The sequence below is a fragment of the Bacillus salipaludis genome (genome assembly GCF_004358205.1).
In genome coordinates this window covers 55,302-80,390 of sequence record NZ_SMYO01000017.1, presented here as the reverse complement: position 1 = coordinate 80,390, position 25,089 = coordinate 55,302, and the positions used below count along the sequence as shown (strand labels likewise).

20 protein-coding genes are annotated in these 25,089 nt (G+C 35.9%); 5 read left to right on the top strand and 15 right to left on the bottom strand.

From position 1 onward, the window contains the following. Positions 1-8: 8 nt before the first annotated feature. From E2K98_RS24955 to E2K98_RS24895, 14 genes are all read right to left on the bottom strand, one after another. Positions 9-830: a squalene/phytoene synthase family protein gene (locus E2K98_RS24955; RefSeq protein WP_133339024.1), complete on the bottom strand. Its 822-nt coding sequence runs from the start codon at positions 828-830 to the stop codon at positions 9-11. Positions 831-1,967: 1,137 nt separating this feature from the next. After that, positions 1,968-2,132 carry a hypothetical protein gene (locus E2K98_RS31210; protein ID WP_165976380.1) on the bottom strand — a complete coding sequence of 55 codons (165 nt, stop codon included), beginning with the start codon at positions 2,130-2,132 and terminating at the stop codon, positions 1,968-1,970. A gap of 727 nt (positions 2,133-2,859) precedes the next feature. Beyond that, a complete protein-coding gene (locus tag E2K98_RS24950) occupies positions 2,860-3,321 on the bottom strand; it encodes a hypothetical protein (RefSeq protein WP_133339022.1) in 462 nt (153 codons plus the stop codon). A 402-nt stretch (positions 3,322-3,723) separates the two neighbouring features. Continuing rightward, positions 3,724-4,254, bottom strand: a complete 531-nt coding sequence (locus E2K98_RS24945; RefSeq protein WP_133339020.1) for a hypothetical protein — start codon at positions 4,252-4,254, stop codon at positions 3,724-3,726. Positions 4,255-4,267: 13 nt separating this feature from the next. Further along, positions 4,268-5,302: a bifunctional lytic transglycosylase/C40 family peptidase gene (locus E2K98_RS24940; RefSeq protein ID WP_133339018.1), complete on the bottom strand. Its 1,035-nt coding sequence runs from the start codon at positions 5,300-5,302 to the stop codon at positions 4,268-4,270. Between the two features lie 90 nt (positions 5,303-5,392). Then, the gene (locus E2K98_RS24935) at positions 5,393-7,453 is read right to left on the bottom strand and encodes a CD3337/EF1877 family mobilome membrane protein (protein WP_133339016.1); all 2,061 of its coding nucleotides are present in this window, start codon (positions 7,451-7,453) and stop codon (positions 5,393-5,395) included. Positions 7,454-7,466: 13 nt separating this feature from the next. Further along, positions 7,467-7,910, bottom strand: a complete 444-nt coding sequence (locus E2K98_RS24930) for a hypothetical protein (RefSeq protein ID WP_133339014.1) — start codon at positions 7,908-7,910, stop codon at positions 7,467-7,469. Further along, a complete protein-coding gene (locus E2K98_RS32540; protein ID WP_133339012.1) occupies positions 7,907-10,357 on the bottom strand; it encodes an ATP-binding protein in 2,451 nt (816 codons plus the stop codon). Before E2K98_RS32540 ends, E2K98_RS24930 begins: the two co-directional genes overlap by 4 nt. 19 nt (positions 10,358-10,376) lie before the next feature. After that, the gene (locus E2K98_RS24920) at positions 10,377-10,766 is read right to left on the bottom strand and encodes a TcpE family conjugal transfer membrane protein (protein WP_133339010.1); all 390 of its coding nucleotides are present in this window, start codon (positions 10,764-10,766) and stop codon (positions 10,377-10,379) included. Beyond that, positions 10,763-10,993: a TcpD family membrane protein gene (locus E2K98_RS24915; RefSeq protein WP_133339009.1), complete on the bottom strand. Its 231-nt coding sequence runs from the start codon at positions 10,991-10,993 to the stop codon at positions 10,763-10,765. The genes E2K98_RS24920 and E2K98_RS24915 overlap by 4 nt, the downstream gene beginning before the upstream one ends. Positions 10,994-10,998: 5 nt before the next feature. After that, on the bottom strand, positions 10,999-12,072 hold the full coding sequence (locus tag E2K98_RS24910) for a conjugal transfer protein (protein ID WP_133339007.1): 1,074 nt from the start codon (positions 12,070-12,072) through the stop codon (positions 10,999-11,001). Beyond that, entirely contained in the window at positions 12,069-14,051 is a 1,983-nt protein-coding gene (locus E2K98_RS24905; protein ID WP_133339005.1) for a TraM recognition domain-containing protein, read from the bottom strand. The genes E2K98_RS24910 and E2K98_RS24905 overlap by 4 nt, the downstream gene beginning before the upstream one ends. Further along, complete coding sequence (locus tag E2K98_RS24900; RefSeq protein WP_133339003.1) at positions 14,008-14,799, bottom strand: hypothetical protein; 792 nt, start codon at positions 14,797-14,799, stop codon at positions 14,008-14,010. Before E2K98_RS24900 ends, E2K98_RS24905 begins: the two co-directional genes overlap by 44 nt. Before the next feature lie 1,342 nt (positions 14,800-16,141). After that, positions 16,142-17,692 (bottom strand): primase C-terminal domain-containing protein, encoded by a 1,551-nt coding sequence (locus E2K98_RS24895; protein ID WP_133339001.1) that lies wholly within the window; start codon positions 17,690-17,692, stop codon positions 16,142-16,144. A 714-nt stretch (positions 17,693-18,406) separates the two neighbouring features. On the opposite strand from E2K98_RS24895, the gene E2K98_RS24890 reads away from it, so the two are divergent. Together E2K98_RS24890 and E2K98_RS24885 are read left to right on the top strand one after the other, a co-directional pair. Continuing rightward, positions 18,407-18,577 (top strand): ribbon-helix-helix domain-containing protein, encoded by a 171-nt coding sequence (locus E2K98_RS24890; protein ID WP_133338999.1) that lies wholly within the window; start codon positions 18,407-18,409, stop codon positions 18,575-18,577. A 35-nt stretch (positions 18,578-18,612) separates the two neighbouring features. Then, positions 18,613-20,463, top strand: a complete 1,851-nt coding sequence (locus E2K98_RS24885) for a hypothetical protein (protein WP_133338997.1) — start codon at positions 18,613-18,615, stop codon at positions 20,461-20,463. A gap of 214 nt (positions 20,464-20,677) precedes the next feature. Here E2K98_RS24885 and E2K98_RS24880 read toward each other — a convergent pair whose 3' ends face one another. Next, positions 20,678-21,511 (bottom strand): hypothetical protein, encoded by an 834-nt coding sequence (locus E2K98_RS24880; RefSeq protein WP_133338995.1) that lies wholly within the window; start codon positions 21,509-21,511, stop codon positions 20,678-20,680. Positions 21,512-22,522: 1,011 nt separating this feature from the next. Between E2K98_RS24880 and E2K98_RS24875 the strand changes: the two genes are divergently transcribed. From E2K98_RS24875 to E2K98_RS24865, 3 genes are all read left to right on the top strand, one after another. After that, positions 22,523-23,644, top strand: coding sequence for a ParM/StbA family protein (locus tag E2K98_RS24875; RefSeq protein ID WP_133338993.1), 1,122 nt, complete (start codon positions 22,523-22,525; stop codon positions 23,642-23,644). A gap of 11 nt (positions 23,645-23,655) precedes the next feature. Next, entirely contained in the window at positions 23,656-24,177 is a 522-nt protein-coding gene (locus E2K98_RS24870; protein ID WP_133338991.1) for a hypothetical protein, read from the top strand. 366 nt (positions 24,178-24,543) lie between these two features. After that, the gene (locus tag E2K98_RS24865; RefSeq protein ID WP_133338990.1) at positions 24,544-25,089 is read left to right on the top strand and encodes a helix-turn-helix domain-containing protein; all 546 of its coding nucleotides are present in this window, start codon (positions 24,544-24,546) and stop codon (positions 25,087-25,089) included.

Sequence of the window (25,089 nt, the reverse complement as noted above, 5' to 3'; positions counted from 1 at the left end):
TTAAAGTCTTATTTTCTATTTACTACTCTACTAACTATTTCAGTTACGGTAGCTCTACTCATTTTTTCCTTTCCCTCTTTTAAAGCATTAAGTGTACCATGTGCAAGCGCTAAAGGGATTTCACAAAAATTAAGGATCGGACCGGGCTTAATATCCTTCAAATAAACGTCAGCTAATGCTAAGTTACGTTGAGCGTACATAAACATATCTTCTAACTCCCATCCATCGGGAAAGAAATCAACACCACGTTCTAAATCTTCAGCACGATTTCGAAGAATATTGACTGACTGCAAGCCACGACCAAAGGCTATAGCTAAATCCTTGTCCGTTTCAACAGAATCGTACCACTTCCAAATATCTGAGAGCATGACTCCTACTAAACCTGCAACGTAGAATGTGTATTCATCTAAATCTTCTTCATTCCGAATCCTCCACCGTTTTAAAGCCCAGTCAGCCATTCCCTTCGCCATAATAGATGTTGCATTCGAAATATTTTCTACAATTGTTGGTGGACAAAGCTTTATCCAATCGCTAAATCGCAAGGTAACCTCAGGTAAGATGGAGTTATAAGCGTAAAATAAGGCCATTAACTCCTGATTATTGAAGGGCTTTTTCAAGAGCAGGCTTATTGAATTTAAAAGATTATGTTTGGATTCCAATTGAAGTTGAGGATGGTCTTCAATCTCGTCAATAGCTCTCATGCATAAGTAAGCAGATGTAACAACCTCTTGCAATCCCGTCGGTAGATAACTAATAGGAATAAAGAAAGTCCGGCTTGTCGCCGCCAGTATGTCAATCGCACTTCTATGTAAATTGATTGCTTCACTCATCTCCGTATTGTCCCCTTTTTTGCGTATGTAAAATTCTGCTATTTTTATTCGTATTATCCCCCATATATATAATATTTAATAATAAAGTTCTAACAACAAAATTTGAGCCCTTGTTCATCAATAAACCTGCATCTTTAGCTTAATAAGCAAAAGATCTGAAATTCACCCAATGTAACAAGATATCTATTATGTTACATTGAGTTGGGGTACAAAAATAGCTGCATACGCAGCTATACTTTAAATATCAATTATTTAAATGTAAGTTAATAATTGAACCATTTTGAGAATACATAGAACATGTTCTTTTAGTTTTAAGAAAGTTTTAAGTGCCTTCAGAATTTGAATTCTTTTTCTTTGCTTGTGGCTCTGTGTCATTTAAACAACTTGGAAATTTCCATAAGAAACGCAGCAAAAGTTACGAGTGCCCAACATATAAAACTGATGGTGAGAAAAATGTATTTTAATAATTTCAATAATAATCACCATTTTAAGTTCGTGCTATGTATAAAATAGTTGGATAGTATATTTCGTCTCCCTAAATTAATGAAGCTAATTAAACCCATACTGAAGCAAAATATGTAATGTTATTTCTCCTCAATATCATCTTTATTTTTTACAAAGGTATCAATGTTATTGATTATCGATATATGTATTCCCACCAATATAATTGTGTATATGAGTAATACAAGCGTATTAACTGTATATCCGAATATTTGCATATATATTTCTTTTGTATAGATCAAACGAAGGGCGAAAAATATTCCATAAAATAATAATGAGTTACACTGCCAATCTAAAATTTTCTTTAACATTTACATATTCCTTTCTGCAACACTTCATATAGCTACTATTACAGTCTCACACCCTGTTTTTCCATCTAACCTATAACTTATTCCAATTTATTACCATTCTCAACAAAAATAATAATGGTAAAATTTTACAACAGTTTCCAGATTTAGCTTATCTTATGTTTTCCGTGTTGGTAGGACCACAAATTGAAAATTACCCAATGTAACAAAACGTGTATTATGTTACATTCATTCAAGGCACAAAAAAAGCTGCGTCTGCAGCTAATAATTTCCTCAACTAAAGTATTCGTTATTTTCAGTACAATTCTTCACATTGTTCAATGTGTACTTATAATGGTCCATAATGATTCATGTTTTGCATCGGGTTTATAACTTCATCTGGCTTCTCAGCCAGTTTACTCTCATCTGGTGGGGTAGACCCATATTTTTTATCAAAATAAACTGCTATCCCACCCAAGATAACGAAAGGGGTCAGTAAAATTAACCAAATCAAAATAACACCTCCCTAGTAAGCAAACGAATTATTAATATTATATGATAAATTTAACTTTATTTTCATTTTCTTACATTTATCCTTATTTAAAACAAACCTGTCCCTTTAGCTTAACAAAAAAGATTTGAAAATTATCCAATGAACAAAACGTGTATTATGCTACATTCGTTCAGAGCACAAAAAAGCCGCATATGCAGCTGATACTTTTTTCAACCAAGGGGATAGAAACTTTATTTCAGGATAAAAAAAGAGCTTTATTTAGCTCCCGCCCGTGGTATCAGCCCCATCCTTCGCTAACACCGGTGATAACCCCACTTGTTATCCAACCATCTTTATCATATTTGTAAACGCTTACATTTTCAAGGATTTTGCTCTAGCTAGATAAAGAGTTACAGCATTGAAGAAAAGGACCAGTTCAGCAATTCCTCATTTTCTGTACAACCCCTTAGCGTATGTTTTGAGCTTTTGGTTGGTAGGACCCTAATAAGTAAAAGATCTGAAATTCACCAATGTAACAAAATATCCATTATGTTACATTGGATTTTTGATTAATCACAAAAAAAGCTGCAGACGCAGCTAAACCTTTTTTAAAATCCTACCGTTATTCAGAAAAAAGTCTTAGTCATCTGATGGACTAGAGCAGCACCCCTGTGACTAGGCCTAAAAAAGCCGATTTCTGGAATCGGCATTTTTAAACTTGTATTTATTTCTTTTTTCTTGCTTTTAATCAGATTTTCTTTTCCACCTTACATATCCACTTATAATAACCTAATAAGATAAGCAAAAGTACCGGATCAATAATAGCTGCATACCATAATTTCCACCAGCCATAATGGAAGTAACCCCAAGGTTCGGGAAGTAAGGTTACTAATTCATAAATTAAAATACTTACCACAAAAACAACGATATAAAAAATTTTTTTCGTAATTGGGGATTTAAAAGGAAACCAATTAAGAAACATCATATTTACAGGAGGAAGTAAAAATAAATGTGGAAGCAATCCTTTAAAGTCTGCATCTTTTGTAAAATACCAATAGCCATGATATTTTAAATCCACAAAAACATCAAAAGTCTGTTGAAGCATAATTGTAAATAGCCAAATATGAATAGTTTGGTTGGCAGTTAAATTTTTATTATATTTAAAAGCGATGAAATTAAAAATGATGATTGCGATAATAAGTCCTATCATAAAAGGTCCTTTTTATTTTAAATATCCCCCTAGAAAAAGGTAATCATTCATCTAACCCATCCTTTACAATCTCAATAGAGTAGAACCTATGAGACATATTCGACTACCTAAAAAAAGTACACGGTACAGTAATTCTAGGGTTTTAAGTTTTTTTCCTGTTCCTCATCTCTTATAGATAAGAAAATAAATCAGTTATTTAAAGAAGAAAGTAGACAATAACCGATTCAATACCACGGAAAACAGCCCAACCGCTAATACATAAAATGATCAATAATATACCTTGAAAAAATCTAGACTTCATTTGCATTTCTCCTTCATGCAAGTTAATTTATGTTAACTTAACAGTGGGAAACTAAAAGCAAAGGTAAATTTCGAGAATCTATTTCATTGAAATGCTTCCTTCTATCGTCCTGTCAATTGACCGACGAATTCAACGTCATCTACTTTCCAACCCTGCTCTTTAACATTAATCAGCGATGTTTTGACAATAACCGTTTCTGTGTTTGAGACATCGTTAAATTCGGTTGTGAGCTTAAACTCATTAAAAAATTCAGCTTCAGTTTTTGAAGATTGATATTCAAAGGGTTTTAATCCAACCATTGAAGACCTAACTGATTGTTTAGACTTAGGCAGTTCAGCTCCAGAAGGATGGGTCGCTTTAAATCCTTGATCGGTCATGAGTGGTTTTATTTCCTCATATCGTTTAGCAGTAGTTTGATAGGTGAAAAACTTTTCTAGGAACTTCCGATTTAATTCTAACGCATCTGTATTTTGAACAGAAGATAAAGTTTTGATCTGATTTTCGTAATTTCGTTGATTCGCTTTTACTTCCTGCAGCTGTGATCGTAAGCCGAAAATATACATGATAACTAAAACGGCTGCAACAAAAACGAGCATGAGCAAAATATAATTTTTCTTATGATTTAGTTCCAAGACTTCACCCCCATCACTGAATTCTTCTAAATCCTAAGAATGGATATTGCTTTTTCCACTCTTCAACCGAACTGTATTCTAAACCGTTGTCGTTGGAATTAATGAATTTTCCGTTACCTACATACATGCCAACATGCGACGGCCCAGGCTTATATGTGGAGAAAAAGACCAAGTCACCCGGTTTTATTTGTTCTTCCGGAACCGGCTTTGTTTTGTCGTATTGAGCTTGCGCCGTACCAGTCATATCAATGCCAACTTGTCTAAAGGCATATTCCATGAGACCGGAACAATCAAACCCTCCTGCTGCTGGTGTTCTACCTCCCCACACATAGGGACGGCCAAGATACTGTTTCATAATTTTATGAACTTCTTCAACATTAAAAATTTGTGTTCCGTCTCCCTTAACTACGACACTATCATTTTCAGCATTGTAATAACGTAGCACATGGTCTACATAATTAACATCACCGTATGAATCCCATCCCATTTCAGCTGCCATCATCCTTGAAAACTCAATCGCTACCTCTTTTGAATAGCCCCCTCTTTTATTGGCGTAATCAATAAATCCTGCGCCAAAATTATAGCTTTGTAAACTCAACTTTATGTCGCCCTTGGCTTTCTTAATGATTTTAGCAAAATACTTAACCCCTACATCAATACTTTCTTCGGGATCTGTAATCGAATTTGGAGGAAGTCCGATAGATTCAGAGGATTGCATTACATCTGGAAGCCTTCCACCCGTTTCCCGCATCATCTTAGCAAGCAATAGCTGCACATATTGCTCAACCCCATACTTTTTAGCGTATTCGGTAACCAAAGGCTCATATCTTAAAACTTCAGCTGATACCTGTGCTGTGCCGCCGGCCCCATCTCCTGTGATTCCTGAATCAAAGGTGCTGTCACCACCTAAACTGATAGAGATAAACAAAGCTAAACCGAAAATCGATGTAAGAAGAAGAAGGATCCCGGCTACAATCCAAGTAATTGGATTTTTCAGCACTGCGATAGTTCCAGCAACTTTAGCGCCTTTTTTCAAAGTTACTTGCATGCCATCTCCTTTCCGGGAATCTAATCTAACGCAGCAAACGGATTGTTCATAAAATCTGATTTAATTGCGCCAGAATACAAATCTCCAACATCATCGGTTTTTACTAGACTGTTGTGTTTTCCGTTCTGGTTTTGCGTTTTCAGGCTTAGGATCCCTTTTTGCAGATTGAACACCATTTCCAGAAGTATCGCCTCTCCTTGCCTTAATTTGTTGGTCTGCTTCCCATTTTGTGATCGGCTTATTTGGGTCAATGGGTTGGTGAGGCAAGGACTGCCTTTGTTCCGAATAATTTACAGGGTTTCGACTTGAAGAATGCTCTTGTTGTCTTGGTGGGGTTGGTCCTGCATTTCTTTTTTCAGATTTTGGCGTAGCTTCCTGATGCGAAACATTAACTGGAGGATGGTCTTGTTGTCTTGGTGAAGGTGGTACTGCGTTTCGTTTATCAGATTTTGGTGTAGCTTGCTGCTGTGAAACATTACCTGAAGCAACTTTATTTGTAGAACCGTCGTCTTTTCCTTTTTTATAATCATCTAAGTGAACAATCGCAGCTCCCGGATTACGAGAAGCTGATTGAGCACCTGTACCCGTTACCATTGCAGCAGTAGCACTTTTTCCGTTTTTTCCAGTAGCTTGAATGGCTGCTTCCTGTCCTTTTCCCACTGATGGGTTTTGACCTGCTTGGCGATGTCGAGAACGTTGAGGAGTATCTTGTGTAAAAGCAGCATTTGGTGTTGCCGTTGTTGCTCCCTCTTGTCGTCGATCCGATTTTTTTTGCCGTTGATTTTGTTGATAGCGTTGGTACCCTTTATCCACCATACGAAAAGTTTTTTCTCGAAAATCTCCCATTTTGTTAAAAGCTTGAGATGTTGCTCTTTCCACGGTTTGCTGTCCTTGAACCATTCCAGCTGAAGCAACCTCAAAGATCTCAGAACGATATTTAAATAGGCCCCACATGGTAATGACGATTAAGAAAACAACGAACGCATATCCTTCTACGCCATTTGTCACTTTAACGGATTCATAAAGCAAAGTAACAAGCCCGGTAATAACAGCAATCAAAAGAACTAATCCTGCTTTCATAAGAAGCACACCAATAATCTTTTTGAAATGATTTAAAGCCGTCTCACTATAAGATGGGATTAAACCAAGAACTAGTGGAATACCTGTGAAAATGACTAATGCCAGGAACCATACCTGAAGCAAAAATTTAAAAATCCCTAACAATAAAATAGGAATAGAAAGGGCAACGGTAGATATAAGCGTTACAAGTAAAAAACCAAATCGTTCCCCACTAAACTCAGGTGTTATATATTTATTTTCCAATTTTTCCACTTCATTTTTAATGATAATTTTCCTTTGTTCTTTTCCTTCTTCGGTGTAAGGCTTGATTTCTAAAAGTTTATCTACCCGGTTGGGGTCTTCGCTAACAATCTCTGACTCTTTTGTTGAACCATAATGCAGGAGTAAATACGGACGTTTAATCATCAAATTAAAAAGTTGATTTTCAAGTACAGCTAACCCTTCTTTGGAACTGTACGCTTCGTTGGTATCGAATTCGTCAGAAGTCACAAGGACATTTGCAGAACTGGCAATGCCTTCAAGCTCGGCTCCGCGATCATTTAGCCATTTGATATTCTGTGTTGCGTTAGAATAAAACCAAAAAGTAATAGTCATAATCACGAGAGCACCAAGAATTGCCTTCACTGCATGCCCGACTTGTTGATTTACGAAATATCGATAGGCAGCTGTACCTCCCACAATCACCACAAACAAGGATAAAAATGTACCCGAGATAATTTTATAAATTCGTTCACTCATCATCCCTGCTTCATTTACAATGAGACTAATTAGATCGAAAGACATCAACTGATCAACGGAATAAAGAGTAAAATTGGCAATTGTTTTATTGAATCCCCATAGCCCTTGATTGATGGCATGCAAAGCACGGTCACCAGCTTCCTTAATTCCATCGCCAATGTCTGCTTCTAATTTATAGTGATCGAGAGGGTACTCTTTGCTTTCCAGTGTCACCCTCCCAACGGTTTCTTTCTTTTTCTCAACTGTCGGAGAAACATTTTCCGCTAATGAAGAGGTTGGCAGAATAAGCAACATGAATATACAAAAGAGTAACCCCCATTTCAGGTATTTCAAATTCAATCCCTCCTCATTTACAGTTAATGCAGGCTTCCTGATCAAACTTTTTTGAAACTTCCTCCCGGACAATATCTAAACTTTTGCTTGTGTCTACTTTCCATTCACCACCTTTTTTACGGAAAAGAATATTGTCTTTTACTGAATTTTCACCAATGGGATTTTTAAAATCAGCAAAGACATAATACTGTTCCAATTCTTTGTCATAATAAATTTCATAACGGATATCTTCATATTTCAATCCTGAATCAGTTTTTTTGGCCGTTTTATCTACTTCATATGACCCTTCTTTATATATCAGTTCTTGTTGCCGATCATAATCACTATCAAAACGAGCTTTCTCCCATTCAAAAGCTTGTTTCGCAATATCTTTAGAAGATGTACCAGATGTACTTTGATTGCACCCTGCTAAAAGTGCAATCAAGAGAATTAGAGAGATTAATAGTTTTTTTATCACATGAACGCCTCCTCGGTTTCTGCTCTTCCTTTGTCGTTTTCTTTTGTATTAAAGGCATTAACCCATTCATTGAAAAGGACATCGGTTTGAATCTTTGCTGTACGGCCGTACATGTCTTCCATGATACATTGGCCTTCCCTCAGGTTTTTCAGCATTTTATGATTCGCTTCATTGTCTTCAAGTCCAAGAAACTCAATGATGTTTCCTGCTTCTTCAGCCGTCTTTGCTTTGAACGCAAATTTCGTACCGATGTTTTCTTTAATGTCTGGACGGTTATAGTCGAATGTCGATTGCGTAATAATGTAGACGGCCGATCGTAAGGAACGCCCTGTTCTTAACATCTCTTTAATCAGTTTGTGTCCCTGACCTGTGTTCGTAAGCATCCATGCCTCTTCAAAAATCGTGATTTTGGTTTTAGAATCATCCCGGGCAAATTTCGTTGCGAATTTTGCTAATGGAATCATTAAAGCAACGGCAATATGTTCATCACGAGTGGCAGGCTTCTCCCCGTCTTCAGGAAGCGTTAAATTTTGAATCTGCAAAATATTTACTTGCTCTGAAAGACTGATTCCTGAAACATTTCCATCTGAAAACATGAGTTTAGCGACACCATTTGTGCCAATCTCATAGAGATAGTGCCCAACCTTCATCACTTCTTGATCTTCTGATTTCATTAAACGATTTACAACCTTCAATAATCCAGGTTTCTCTTCTTGCTGTACAACTTCACGAACCGCTTGATAAATCTCGGTTTTAATATTTCGTTCACTTGGTTGAAGCTCGGATAAGTATTCTAAAACAGCGACAGCTGTGTCATACGCTTCTTCTCCATCAAGGAACGTCAACGGATCAAGCTTTCCTGCATCCTTTTTATGAGGTGAAAACGTAATATAATTAAAGCTTTCAATCAGCTCTTTAAAAAATGGAATGGAACGCTCCAATTCAGGTGTAAGAGCTTGTTTGAATTTCTTTTCCATTTCATTTTTGGGATCCGTTGCGAGAATTTGCGCTCCGAAGAAAATCGCATTTAACAAAATGTCTTTGAGCAAATAGGATTTCCCCATTCCAGTTGGTCCCGAAATCGTCACATGGGGAGAAGAATAATGAGAACCCTCTAAGCCCAATTGGGCTAAAAATGGATGATAAAAAACGAGAGATTGAGAGTTCCCAATGCTTTCACCTTCATGCGAAATGTTCTTTCCAAGATAAAATCCAACGGTATTTCCGATTTTTCGTGTGAGTGAAAAGAGAGATTCACCAAAAGATTCAGGAGTAAGGACTTGTTCCCAATCTTCTGCTACAATCTTCGCAGCTGGCAATGATTGATGGAATAATAAGAGTTGATCGGCTAACGGCTGCACAAGTTCAATTTGTTGATCTTTAAAGCCCAATTTAAGCATTTTTGCTCGCTTTCGAACTTCTTCTTTTGTTTTACCGTAGACGACAAAATTGATGTGAGTTCTGAGAAGTGGTTTGCCTTGGTTTCGAATATCATTTTCAAGCTCATGCAAGAGGACTCGACCTAAATTAATTAAGCTGTCATCATCTTCGTTCGCTTCGATCAATTGAGCATCTTGATCTCGAAAGCGTTTCTTAATCATGTTCGTTTTGTTTTCATCTTCTTTTTTTCCCTTGTAAATGGTCCGCATATTGACTTCTACTGGAAAATGATAAGACTGGAAGAAATACGCCCATTCTTTATAACTTAAATCAACAGGGAAATCGGAAACGGGAAGAAAAGCACACCAAGATTCATGATCTAACTGCTTAATGTGAAGGTATCCAGCCTTTCCCGGGTCGAGTAAGCCTTCTGTAAGGCTGAAAACACTTTCCCCTGTTTCAATCTGTTCTTGACCTCTAACAAACTGATGCCGAATAATATAACGCAATTCGCTTTCTTTTACTCGCTGCACGGTTAAATATTGATTAAGCACTTTAAAAGCGTCATCTTCTGATTCTTCAAACATTCTTGCTGTTAGATCATCCACCGCATGTTCTTTAAAACCACCAAGTTTTTGGATATAGCGATTCATACTTTTAACAGAGGATACGAATGTACCCAAAATATTTTCGTCTAGCTCCTGTCGCTTTAATTTAACGCCTACAAAGAACTTGTATTCGACGACATGTTTAGCTTCCTCACGCAAAATTTCTTTTGCTCGTTCAGCATAATACTTTCCAATTTCAGCATATCTACCTTCATACTGTTTTTGAAGACGATCCATACGTTTATCGATATCGACTGGAACAGGAACGATTTTATAATCTATTTCCCCAAAAGGCACTAATTGCCAGGCAAGCCTTTGGAGATGATGAACAAGTGTATTTTCAGCTTCTTGTTCATTAATCCCTACCGTGTTTTCTAACACCTTGTAATAGCCGAAGGCTTCTCCATCCTGAGTATAAATAACATTTTCTTTATAAGACTGAATCGGAAACTGTAACATAGAATCAAACCCACCTCACTTATTGAAATTTCTCATACGATTGGGGCTTTTTCATTTGTGGCTGATAAACTGGTTTATGACTGCTATAACTAAAACGCTTGTTATAAAGATATCGAAAGTACCCAATAAAGAATCGATCTAGCCGTTTACCATCTAGCTTACTTCTACAAATGGCCCCTGCAATCATCCACGGCAGCACCACATAAAAGGCAAGTTGTAGGGTTGTTGGCAAAACGTGATTAATACTCCCCCTAAACAGTAAGAGGAAACCAAAAATAAGTACGGCCACAATGATTTGGCGAATTTCAATCCCTTTAGAAAAGACGATGGCTTTATCGCCTTTCCCAATATTCCAAATTTTCAATGGATGCTTGAAGAATTTTCGAAAATTATAGGCTGGTGGCCTCAATTAAGACCACCGCTCTTGATTTTATTCCAAATCGCAGTGGCCATACTTTCAAATTCTCCAGGATTGGCCACAATGACATAGCAGAGAACGGCGAAAATAAAACTTGAAAAGAACATTCCCCAGCGTTGTGATATGAACGCTCGAACGATCATAACAATCATCACAATAAATAATACGGCAGACACTTGCCCCGAAACATACTGTGTTAACCCTGAAATATCTGGCATTTAAATCATCCTCCTAAAGTGTGTTTTAATTCTTCAACATAAAATTTATTGTTTTGCTTTTTCACAACAAGAGTAAAAGGGTGCTTGGTTTTAAGCTCTGTATTGGCCTCCTGCAATAGAACAAGGGTCTTTATAATGTATTGACCTTCTTTCTCGCCATCATAGACGACAAAGTCTTCTAATCCTTTATACTGATACTGTCCTTTAAGAGATTCAGGATGTTCCATTAAGTAGGACATTTCATCAATCGAATTGGTTGTATACGAAGTAAAAAATTGAGTAGCAAATTGTTTTAGTTCAGCTTCGGCCTTTATATTCTTCTTTGATTTGTCAGTTTGATCTTGAATGGCTGTTAATCGACCGTTGCTTGGAAGTGCTTGATAATAGGGCTGCTCCATCACGTTAAAGGAATTTCCGTCAGTACCCACTCGAACGACAAGCATTTGTTCCTTTTCACCAAGTGATTCATCTTGTTTTGTTACCTTTTCTTCCTTCACTGTTTTTTCCTTACCGTTTTTATCTTTCTTCTCGACTTCCACCTGTTGTTTTTTCTCAACCGTTTTGAAAAGCTCATACTTTACACGGTAAACATAGCTGGCAGCATCTTCATTTACATCCTTCACATCATATAAACTAGCACTCTTTAAGACTCGCTTTCCCTTAAACGCTGAAAGGTCTTCTAATTGCTCCACCTTTAGTCCTTCAGCAAGAAGCCCCTGAAGATCTTTTGCTCGTTCCTCCCGCTGCTTTGGATCATTTGGTACGTTGATATAAGCACCGATAAACGTTTTCGTATAATCTTCACCAGCTGGTGAATTCGCAAATCCGATTTCATTAAGGCTAGCAATTTGTGCAGACGCTTTTTCCTGATAGCCGTTGATCTTATTGTTCAAAAAACCTGTCCTAGCCCATGATTGAAAGGTGAAAAAGATGACTCCGATTACGACAGCCCAAAATAGAATGGTAAAAGCCATCCGACTATTAAACGTTGACGACTTCAGTCGTCGTTCATCTTTCAAGACCTTCTTGCGCCCACGATCAGCATTTACTTTGATGCCTCCAATAAGCTTATTAATCATTCAATCCCTCCTAAATCAAGCGCATTCCGGACATACACACGACGGAAATAAGTGTCTCCTCCCTCTTCTTCCACCATCTTACGATTAATGAAAATTTCACCGATTTGTAAGTTTTTAATTTCGCTTGGATGCGCTCTGAAACGCTCCACATCTCGAACGGTTCCCATGTTTGACTCAAAACGTAAATGAGGGTATTTTTTTTCAATCTGCTGCGTAATTTCTCGGTCCGAATACGTACCAAAAACTTGTGCGATCCGTTCCGCATCTACAGATGAATTAACCCGGCCAGTGGCAATGATGTTACAGTTAGAAATAATTTGCTCTGTCATAACAGGGTCAACTGCGTCAATGTCAGCCAAAGTTTGGGTAGAAATGATACATTCAAAGCCCGCAGATCGTGACTTATTCACGATATCTACAATTCGACGATCACCATAGGCAGAAAACTCATCATATATGGCAAGAATCGATTTACGCCCTTGTGCTTGTCGATAAGCAACCAAACTATTCACGTCCAAGATAATCATTTTCCCAATTTTCCGAATATAATCTGCGTAACGACTCCCTGAAATACTGAAAATCACGACGTCGTTCTGATCTGTAATCTTTTGAAGATCAATACCTTTTTCACTTTCTACAAACAGATGGCCAAGGTCGGACTCTAACAGCTCACCCAGTTGCATTTTCAAACGTGTCAAGCAGCCTTCGACAATCTCTTCTGGAAACTCATCATCTAAAATTTTCTTAATCCGCTGCATCCCTTCTCCAAGTTTCCTAACGGTACGCTTTCGCTTTTCTATAACCGTTTTTTTGATTGTTTCAGTCTTTGGCTCTTTTGTACCTATGAAGTCACTTAAATCGTCGTCCAGTGCCGCTGCCACTTCATTTTTAATAACCACTTTTTCTTCTACTTCAACTTCAAACTCTTCTTCGATCTCTTCCTCAATGCTGTGTTCCTTAAAAAATTGATTCATAGACTTGAAATTTGTTAATTTCGCAATCGTTTTAATATCCCTTGAAACGCCGGCTTCGTCAATCAGTTTTACGACTAACTGTAAATATCGAGAAGCTATATCTGTGTAATAAGCACCGTCACCCTCACTCGAAAAACTGAAGAGTGACATGAGTTTATCTCGTGTTTCTGTCGGTGTTCCGTTTTTAACAGGGTTATACGTTAAATCATCCATTTCAGAAAACAGATAAACCTTTCGACCATAAGCTTCACACAAAGCTTTAAATTCAAGCATAGACTTGCGCTCGCCCTTCCCATCTACGAAAATAACAGGCTTTTCATTCTGAAGAGCTGCTTCAATCATGGTTCCAATTAACGTCGTTTTTCCTGTTCCTGTACCGCCAGTAGCCAGCATGTGATAGTTGAGTTCCTTTGAATCAAGATTCACACGCTCTTTAAAATCTGTATAACCAACAAACACTTCTTTTGAAGGCTTTTTTCGATAACTCTTTTGCTTTTTATTTAAAAACTTAACCCGATGTTTCCGAAAAGCCTTATATTTCTGTTCTGCCTTTTGCTGCTGGATTTCCCCTTGTTTGGTCTTCACTCGTTTTTTCCAGAAGAATTTCGCATAGATGAAAAAGCCAAACGAAAACATTAATCCTAACCCCATTAAAATCAAATAAGAGAAACTCGTAGCTGGAATAACATTTCCGTTATTCAAAAGTTTTTCAACACCCGCTGACATGTACGGGATATTCATTTCTGAAATTAAACCAAAATAAGTGAGTAGATGACCCGTTTGAAATTGCCAAAACAGGATAATAAACCCGGACCCAAGCGCAACATAGAAAATCCAATCCCGCTTTAAAAACTGAAACATTGCAAAGATCAGCATTCCCAGAACCGCCGGAAGAAAGAACAAAATCCCAATCGCTCCAATTAAGGCGTAAATAACAACTTCACCAATCAAACGATCCGTTTCAGTCTGTTTCGCTCCCCCCTGCTGATCCATCAATGGATCCATTTGGCATCACCTCTTCCCATCGTTCTTCTAGAATAACTGACGGAATTTTACGTACTGAAATTTTATTAGCATTCACAAATCGTTGCTTCGCTTCATTGATAACTTTGTGTATTTTGACATCGTCCGCAAAATAAATAACTTGATCATAGGAATAAGGTTGATCCTCTAATCGCTCACTTGAAAGAAGTTCATCAAAAAACTTAAACTTTTCATCATACCGTTTTCGTTCTTTTTTATTGAGCTCTAGTTCTACCCATGTCGTTGTAACCTTTCCTTCTGCTGACTTAAAAAAGAAAACCGCATCAGGTATTCGGTCCCTCTTAGCATTATAAGCCTTTAATTTACTTTGATTATCCCCCTCCCCAATCACAGAGTGACGGATTTCCCTTTCTGTTCGATACTTAAATTCAATTCCCTGATTTTTTGCTTGAAACTCATAAAAGAGAACCAAATCCGTTAAAAGAAGATCATGTTGCATCGTATAAATCGACGCCTTTGTAGGAACCGTAACATTTACATTCGTTAAGTTACGCGCATCAATCGTCCCCAAGTAAACCCCAACTTTATGAGCGATCCTTTCATGTTTGATAAATTTCTTATCCTCTAATTTTCTTAACCTACGATAAACACGATGAATATTAGGCTCTTGAAATTTCAACATGAGCTGCTTAGCTGTAACCATTCCATTTCTCAAAATAAAAGTAAGGTACTCTAAATCCTTTTCTTTTAACGAAGTATATTTCAACATCGATACATCATCCTTTTCTTGAAAATAGAGGAATCACTCTCCCTTTTAGCAGTTTACCAAAATACAAAACTATTACATAAATAAAAAACAAAAATAATACCGCAAATAAAAATACAAACAATTTCAATAATTTCATAGAAAACCAGAACACAATCCCATATAAGATAACAAGAACACTTAAGTAAGCACTTATCCATTTATTTAACCCTAAAACATTAACCACCTCCAATGCATTAAAATACAAAAATCATTAATTTTATACATCAAAATGTTAACTAAACAACCATCAAAAACTACTTTCTCTTGAACTACAATCTTTATTTTTCTTTATCCTTTTCAGTTTGTATTTTCTTTTTTTTGTACTTGAACTTGATCTTGAACTTATCTTTTCTGTTTCACTTGAACTTATCCTTTGACCTTGAACTGACTAATCCATCCACTCACTAAAACATCTCACTAAACCCACAACAACCACTCAACATCTAGAAACCATCCCACTCATCCCCTAGGATCGGCTCCGCCTTTATTGAGTAGCAGAAGACCTCGGCTATGTTTACGTAGTATAGGCGAGGTCTTCTGCTGGTTACGAAAATAAACAGGAGCCGATCCGCCTTTATATGAGTGGGATGGTAACCGATTTAATACCGCAAATAAAATATCAATTGATTAACTTTTTATTTCCCTCTAATTTCTATAATATTTGCAATAAATCTAACTTGTTTTCAGTCTACAACACGCACACCCGTTTGGCAATGATTGTAAAGGAAATCAATTCCATATACCCACCTGGATTGCCCTACTTATGAAATTTTTACCATTCCAAAATACACCAATAAAGACCCACCAAAAAATATTTACAATCCAAATTATTTAATCCTTAAAGCAGCAAAAATTTATTACTTTAATTCAAAATAATCGACTTTGCATTTGGTTCACCATAGCAAGTTTCATCAAATAGTAAATGAATTAATTATGCATAATTAATAATTAAAAAATACAAATTCCTTGCTCCTTCAAAGTCCTTAGTTTACCCCTACGCTAGTTTTTAATAATCACACTCATCTTCATACAAAACCTTTTATATTATCGAGATTGAATATCGAAATTAAAACACGAAGTTTATTGTATTCCCCTAACAGGCATATAAACACGCTATCCAAACTCCTTTAAGACCCAAACTTAACGTATAGCTTAATATTTCCATAATCCATTCAGATAAGACATAAGCATATAAAAATAGCTAGTAAATCAAGTAACTGCATGTCTACTAAAGTCAGATTTTAAAGCCAAGAACAAAGCAACAGGAGAATATAGATATGTATTGGCAGACTGGCTTATTATTTTAACTTGTCATTTTCATAGGTGGTGAAGCTCCAGAGCGGTATAAAATGTCCACTTCATATGTAAATAATGCGCTTTCCAATGTAGGGAATTCAAGTACAGCTATATTTTGATTCAATTCGGGTAACAGTTCGGCAAATGTCATCTGGGTATGTTGAATGTACTTCTTCCGTAAAAATAGCAAGTTTTTAAATAGCATAGAACGGCTGGCTATTTTTGTGACAGCCCCTCGGCCACGACCAATCGTATGTTTTTTAAGCTTACTAGATTGCTTGAAAACCTCTTTAAGGGAAGATACAGACATTCCAAAGGTTTTAGCAAGGCTACTCAAAGAACCCTCTAAAAACGGCGTTTCAGGGCTTGTATGTATATCTAAATAGGCAATGATGTCTTTTTCCCACTCCTTATAATGGGAGCGAACCCGTTCTTCGCGGGGTTTTTTAAATTTATACCAGCCTTCCCTTCCCTTGAAAGGGGCTTGTCCATCTGTCCATAGCTCAAGTAAGCCTTCTACATAAGAACGCTTTACTCCCTTATATTTACCTGAATAAGCACTCTTCAGGATCCGATCAAATTCACTTTTCTTTAAAGGATGATCCAGGTTGCTGTTAAATTGATCAAGTTCATCATAAACTTCGTCAAATGGGCGTTCACTTGCATAATTAGCAAGCGCCAGCGTCATTATGGCGTTATTACGACTGGAACCAAAATGCCCCTTCTCAATGTGTGTAGCATGAATAAGCGCGCTATACCAATCTGACGATGTTTGATCGATTACTGAAGAATTCTTGTTGTAAATTACACGCAGAAAATTCCTATTTTCCTGTTCTTCAAACTGTTTAGACCACGTTAACAATTCGCTTGTATTAGCAGGCTGTTCATAAAAATCCAATATATTATCTTCTCTTGGAATACGATAAAAACCGAATGGGACACATCCAGTATCCACTGGTACATAAGTTTTAAGTGCTTTTCGAATATTATCAGATAAGCGCTCAGCAACTCTTAAAGCCTTATAATCTTGGTTTTTATGTATAAAAAACGGTGTTTCCAATACAAAGAAAACCTGAAAGCCTCTTGGCGTTTCCAGAAGAAGATTAGGACGTGGTAATCCTAATTCCTCACATCCAAGATATAGAGCGTACAAATCGACTTCCTTCGTATCAATATCAAGGCTAATTACATTGATTTGTTTTAGATTTTCTCGTTCATGCCCTTTGATAACACGTTTTTTGAAATTATAATATGTACCACCCCGATAAATATTAGGTGTCCAGTGGGTTAAGTTACGATGCTTTTCCTGGAGTGTTTCGTAAGAAGTTACGACATATCCTTTTCCTTCGGAAAGATCAGCTTTAGACGGAGATACAAATACAACCCCTGTACGGTAAAGAGTTTTACTTATGGATTGCTCGTAAGCAGCCACTTTGTTAAGGGGTTGACGAGATCCCTTTTTCTTGTATAAACGTAAGTTATTATGTGTCATAAATTGCATAATTTCAACAATCGAAAGGGGACTTCTCTTGTAATTTGCTGTCATAGTCGTTCCCATGTATTCACACCTTCTTTATTGCAAACTCTCTTAATCTATTGCCACCATTAATTGCACCGATTTCCATTTCTCTCATGGAACTTTTTGTTGAATTAAGTATACAAAACTCGAAATTTCAAAACGGGCGCTCTCTAAGAGAAATGCACCAAAAAAAAAAAGCCCCTTAAGGCTTAGAGCCCCAAGGGATTGAAAAAAAGTTGGAAATTTTTTTGTTACACGGGTTGGACGAAAAAATGCACCAAAAAACATGAAAATGCACCACTTTTTCCGTACAAGTCTATTGTAATCAAGTACTTGTAAACATTGATTTATTAATGCTTTTTGGTTACCAATTATAAACTTTTTCTACACGGGTTGGACGAAATGGTGCAGATGAGTGGTGCATTTTTGATACACGGGTTGGACGAGGTGTCCCAAATTCGTGGTGCATTTTCTCCATATTTATTTTGAATGGACATTCAAAACGTTGATATATCAATATTTTTTTGACACACGGGTTGGACGGAATGTCATGTAATGTAATTCCGTGTAGGAAAATACTACCTTTTTTCACACGGATTGGACGTAAAAATCTTATAGTGGTGCATTTTTAGATGATTATTTGGCACAGGTTGGACGGGGTGGTGCAAATTAGTGGTGCATATTTATTTTAAATAGTTTACTATAAACTTATATAAGTTTATGTACGTAATTTTTTTAAAGGAGTGCTATGATATGAGCGATTTAAAAACCAGAACAAGAATTGGTAATACTCTTGATACAAATTTATTAGAAAAACTAAAAGAACTTTCTAATGTTACTCGTATCCCTATGTCTCGCCTGTTAGATGAGGCTGTCAAAGATTTGATTCAAAAACATAATACTATCCCCCCTTCTGGCCATTAGAAAAGAACAATTAAAAGGTGGAGGAGGTAGCAAATTTGTTTACAGTCAATTATTCCGAAATTGAAGATCAATTAATATTGCCGTATCAGTTATTGAAAATTGCTATTTTTGAAGAAACAAAACATCTATTTATAGAACGCCCAAATATAATAAAAAAATGGTGCAAAGAAGCCTATCAGATGACTGAGGATGAAATCAGGAACCAATATCCTCCAAACGGAATGAGTCCGAGTTTTAAGGCATTATATTTTTTCCTTACAGAAGGGTTATATTTTCAAAAGCATATTACTAAATACATGATTAAAGAAGCCGTTCTAAGATATTGGGAAACCATTATTACTACCGTATCAAGTTATTTATATAATGAATTTCCTGAAGAAGTTAATTTAAGTTTTAACGAAAAAACAATTAACCAAACCATCGAGCAAGATTATTTACTGACCAGTATGGATAATGATTACCACATGATACGGAATATCGTCTCAAAAAAGAAAGAATTTAAAGAAAGAGGTGTGGGACAATTGGCTGCTGATCTAATTGATAATAAAGGCAACTTTAGAGGAATGGCCGAACTCCGTCCCACTCAAACAACGCACATTTCATTAAAAGAAGATCAAGAAGATCTTTGGATGAGGTTAGTAGATTCAGCTTATAATGCTTTGGATGAATGGACAGCTGATGTGTTTGATTTAATTACTTATCTATGGCTAGTATCCCCTAAAAACAGTGAAGGATATATTGAATTTCATAGTAATGACGCTTTACGGTTAAGACAAACTCAAGACTCTGAGGAAGATTCAAAAGAGTTAATAATTCGAGAACGAGATCGTTTTAATATTATGAAAAGGGTTGTGGCTTTATCAAGTATGTGGGTGTCATTAAGCGATGGGAAGGTTATTACTCAAGAGGATAAACAGTACGATTTCCAAGATTTTAAGCGAATGTTCGATATCGGTGCTCTTCGTGTGGCCTACGATAGGAATACAGGTGAAGCACAAGGGATTTATGCGTTACAAATTAAACCAACAGACATACTCACGCCTTTAATTAATGCCTCTAGCCAAATGATTGGTTTGTTACATACAAAGGTTTTTCAATATAGCCATCAAACACAAAAAGAACATAAACGGCTGCTACGATACATTGACCGACAATGGAAGATGCGAATCCGTCTCAAATCAAAGTTGACTCAACCTTTTAAAGTAGCAACATTATTAAAAGAGATGGATATACCTATAAGGTACAATTGGAGTGACAAAAAAGATAAGTTAGAAAACGTATTGGACGATTTTAAAACAGACGGCGTCATAAAAAATTGGGGCTATAAAGAACACTTCGATGAATCTGTAGTAGGCAAAAAAGGCTGGTATAAAAACTGGATTAACTATAGCATTATTATTTATCCAACAGACAACTTGCTTGAAGGGTACAAAAAGCATGTGGCACTCCCCTCTCAGGCGATGCTTGAACAAACCATCTTAGAAAAATTGCACCAAATAAGTCCAGAAAATAATGTGTTAAGAACGGAAAGACCAGTTAACAGTTCAAAGTCTTTACTGGGAGTAACAGCTCCAACAATAGAAACTGAAGTGATTGAAAAACCACTAAAAACAAGCAACCATAAAATTAATGAGCAAATGAAAACCCTCAAAATTGAACAACAAGCTTTTAATTTTGATGTAAAAGAAGAAATTAAATTATCACCCGAAGCGATGGATCATATGATTAATCATTTAAATATAAGTATCCGACAAGCAGCTGAAGAAATTGGGGTTGCCCATACTACTCTATCACGGTACCTAAGGAAAGAAAATAAGCGTCAAAACAATAAAAATGATGAAAAAATGCTAAATTGGCTTAAAGAAAAAATTTTAATTAGCGTTTAAAAATTAATAACTCCCCTCCCCCTCTCATAATACATGATGGGTTTAATAATGCATTACAATTTTCATACAAATTGTGTGATAGGACCCTGTGATAGGGTATCTGTTGACTATCAATACTATGTAATAGTTAAACATAATTTCGAACTATTTCTGTATGATACCGTATCAAAGGGCCAGGCATGGAAACAAAAGAGCCTAGGCCCTTTCCTTCTTTTTAAAACAAACCGAACAATTTCTTTCTTTTCGGCTGCTCTTTTAATTCTTCAATCTGCTTAGTTAGTTGTTTCAATAATTCTTGTTGTTCATTGATCATTTCTTTTTGTTTTTGTTCCTCTACTTTTTCTTGCTGCAACTGTTCCACTTGCCTTGTTAATTTATCTAAAGCTGCTGCTTGTTCTAAAATGACCTTTTGTTTATCATCAGCTTCATCCTCTTTCGTCCTTTGATAGTCCGTAAAGTTATCCATTTTTTTCGATAAATTCTCTAATGAAGCTGATTGTTTTTCTAATAAATCATGCTGCTGTTTTATCTTTTGTTGATCCTGAGCCTTGTTAGACTCTAATAGTTGCTGATACCTTAAATTCTCCTCTGATAAATGGTCTTGAAATCCTGTAAGAGCCTCTAATAGCCCCTTCTCAATGTTTGCAAAGCGCTCTTCCACCCTATCTAATACACGGTCCGTTAAACGATCCGTCACCTGTTCTGTAACCATTTCGATTACAGACGGAAGTGCCTGCATAATGGTATTCTGAAAAGCAACTTCCGTGGTCTTTATTTCTTCTTCTTTTTTGTGATTTTCTAAAAGCTCATCTTTTAAAAGAATTTCTTTAGCCTGTTCATACGTGCTGCTTGGCGTAGAATCCATAAATTCAGCAATCTTTTTTACATTCTCGATTTCATCGGTCCGGATGAATCGGACATTGGTCTTTGAATCTTTCATACCAACAAGATTGTTATCAACCATCCTGCGCACCCTTTGAACATCGACACCGGTTTCTTTAGAAACTTGCGAAACAGTCAACCATTCTCTGTCTAAAATCTCAGCCAAAATAACACCTCCTTTTAGTGATAGGACCCTATTATAGGGTATCGGCCAACTATTAATATCACATAATAATCAATGGTAAAACATGAACAATATATACATTTCTAGTTGTATAATACCATATCAAAGAGCCTGATATAGTAATGATAGTACAGATTTTTTTATCTAATTTGGTGCATTTTTAGAACATACCATCTGTGAAACTTTAATTATCAACATTCTGTACTTATTACCAATAAGTCGTGATTTTGACTAATGGGGTGTTAGTGATAGGCTCCTATGATAGGGTATCAACCGACTATTAATATTACATAATAATCAATTGTAAAACATGAACAATATATACATTTCTAGCTGTATAATACCTTATCAAACGGCTTGATACAGTAATGATAGTACGGATTTTTCATCTGATTTGTGTCCTTTTTTAGATCATACCATCCGTAAAACTTTAATTATCAACATTCTGTACTTATTACCAATAAATTGTGATTTTGACTAATGGGGTGTTAGTGATAGGCTCCTATGATAGGGTATCAACCAACTATTAATATCACATAACAACCAATCGTAAAACATGAATAATACAAACATTTCTAGCTGTATAATACCTTATCAAACGGCTTGATACAGTAATGATAGTACGGATTTTTTCATCTGATTTGCGTGCTTTTTTAGTTCATACCATCTGTAAAACTTGAATTATCAACATTCTATACTTATTACCAACAATCGTGATTTTGACAAATAGGGTTGTTGAATTTTTCTTTGTTATACTTTACTTTCAATTATGTTTAACAAATCCCGAAAAAAATCTTGATAAATAAATAAAAAACAAAAGTTTTTTATTAAATGTTAAACAATATATATAACAGATTAAAAGCATGTAAATTAAATTTATTATCACTTAAGTTATACATATGTAAAACATTTTCCCGACATGTTATTGATTTTGTTATACATTTTATTATACAATGTTATCAAATGGTAAATATTACTTTCGGAGGGATATAAATGAAAATAACCGCTCGATTTGCTAGTGTTGATATCGGAAACGATGCATTGAAAGGGATGTTCGGTGGATTTGATGAAAGGTTATACATACCTAATGTAGTGGCCAAAGAAGAAGAGGATCGTAAAATTATAGAATTAGAGAAAGATACATTGAACGGCTTACATGTAAAAATTGCTTCTCCTTCTTTATCAAATGAAACGGGCATTTATGTCGTTGGTAATCTCGCAACTGGCTATGATCACAATGATCGTATGGGAATCCGCTCTATCAAGGCTGAGAGTGATCAATCACTTGTCGTGCTATTAACAGCACTAGCTATCGATGCTGTGAAACATTTTCCTTCTATGAACGGTGAATATAAAGCGAATTTTCTATTAAGCACAGGGTTACCACTTGACGAAGTGAAGGACAAAAAGAAAAAAGTACTCAAACAACGTTTAATGGGAAAGGAGCATGTAGTAACATTTTTACAGACTCCTAAGTTACAAGGGAAATCCGTAAAAATTACATTTTCAGATGTTTTAGTTAACGGGGAAGGGTATGCAGCATTTTTAGACTTAACAACTGATGATTCCTTACAAACTCGGAATGGATATTTAAACAACAAATGCATCATGATTAATGACATTGGTGGTGTCTCAACTGACACAGCCGTATTTAAAGCTGACGGAGAAATTCATAATAAGGCAAGCCAAGGAATAGACGAGGGTACATTAAAATACCTACAAGAAATCCTAGAAGCGATTGATAAGACACATAAAGTAAAACTACCAAGCTTGCAGCATGTTTTAGATGTGATTAAAAATGACAAAATGGTATTAGTGAAAGGGCGAAAAGTTTCTGCTGAAAAAGAAATTATTCCAACCTTAGAAAAGGCAGCAAAAGTACAATTCAAACACATTGAAAATACGTGGGAAGCAGCCCCTGAGCTTGAAAAGGCATTTTTAATCGGTGGTGGTTCTGCACTTCTAAAAGAATATATTCTGGAACTGAATAAAGAAATTAATTATCCTTTAGAATTTATAGATCCAGATGAATCGGTATGGATGATCTCCCGTGCGTACTGGAAAGCACTACAACTTTATGCCAAACATAAGAATCTTGAAATTGTTTCAGTCTAAAGGTGATTTTTATGAAAAAATCAACCAAATACGAAGGTGGGTCTTTATTTACGATCCGCTTTCCAAACACTACACCAGATATTGTGCTGGATACGTTAAATGAACTAAAAGAAGAGCACGGTAGAGAATTTACTTCTAAAATCATTGACCTATGGAACAATATGTTTTCAGAAGGAAAACAGGTAAATGATAATCATTTTTTACACTTACAACTACCTGTTTTTTTAACAGAAGAGCAACGCAAAACGCTGGCAAGCAAAGAATTTCAGGATATGATGTCTAGTTTAGCATATTTTTTATTAACAAAGACAATTACTCCTGCTTTACAAAATGCACCTATTTATTTTGGGAGTGCTCCAATAAATGCCGCAACTGTTGTTCCTGTACCTACAGTTGGGCAACAAGCAATAACGGAAGAGAAATCAGAAATAAAAATGGATGAAAGTACAGAAATAGAAACAGTAAATCAAGAAGTATCAGAAGAAGCCCTCAGCTTTGCTTCAAAATACTTATTTGATGATGATGACGAATGACAGACTCTTTATTAAGTCATTGGTTACCTGAAGGCAACGATTACGCATTAAGGCGTTTTTATAGCTGATAAGTTTCTTAGATTCGTATAATACAAAACCATCTCATACTCTGTAAAATTAAAGACAAGTGAATGTATGTTTTTATTATGATAATAACAACTTGTCTTTAATGTCACACATAATATAAAAAAAGTACATCTCTTATATATAGTGGTGTACTTTTTTTGTTTATCGACCTCTTGAATGACCTCATTTACTACTACAACATGAAGTGAAAAATATAGAAACTACAACAACATTTTGTAGTAAAATAAAATAGGAACATATATTCCTGGAACGTATATTCTTTTAAAGGTGGTGTAAGTGTTGAAAGAATACACTGTCAAAGAGGTAGCTGACCTCACTGGTAAACATGAAGAAACAATTAAGCGTTGGATTCGAGCAGGGAAATTACCTAACTCATATAGAAATAGCGACAAAGAGGGTTGGAGAATACTTGAATCTGATTTATTAAAGCTAAATAATGTTATCTCAATCAACAAAACAGAACAACAGGTAGATGAAATAAATTCTAAGTCTGATGAAACGGAATTAGTTAAATTAGCATATAAGGCTGTTACTCTTACTTCTCCTACTGATGAAATTTTATCTATTTTATCTGTTGTAGGAATTAAAAGGACCTTAGAGATACTTTTAATCATGCAGCAATCAGCAACAAAGGTAAAGAACCCTGATGGGTTTATTCGTAAAGCAATTCGTGAGAATTGGAGTCCGACTTCTACTCCTTTAAAGATGCCAAGAAAGCAAAGCAAAAGGGTTTATGAGTTATCACAACATGAATATGAAGAACAATTTAATACAGTAGAAAACCAACAGTCAAAAATCCCTTTCTATAATTGGCTTGAAAATTAA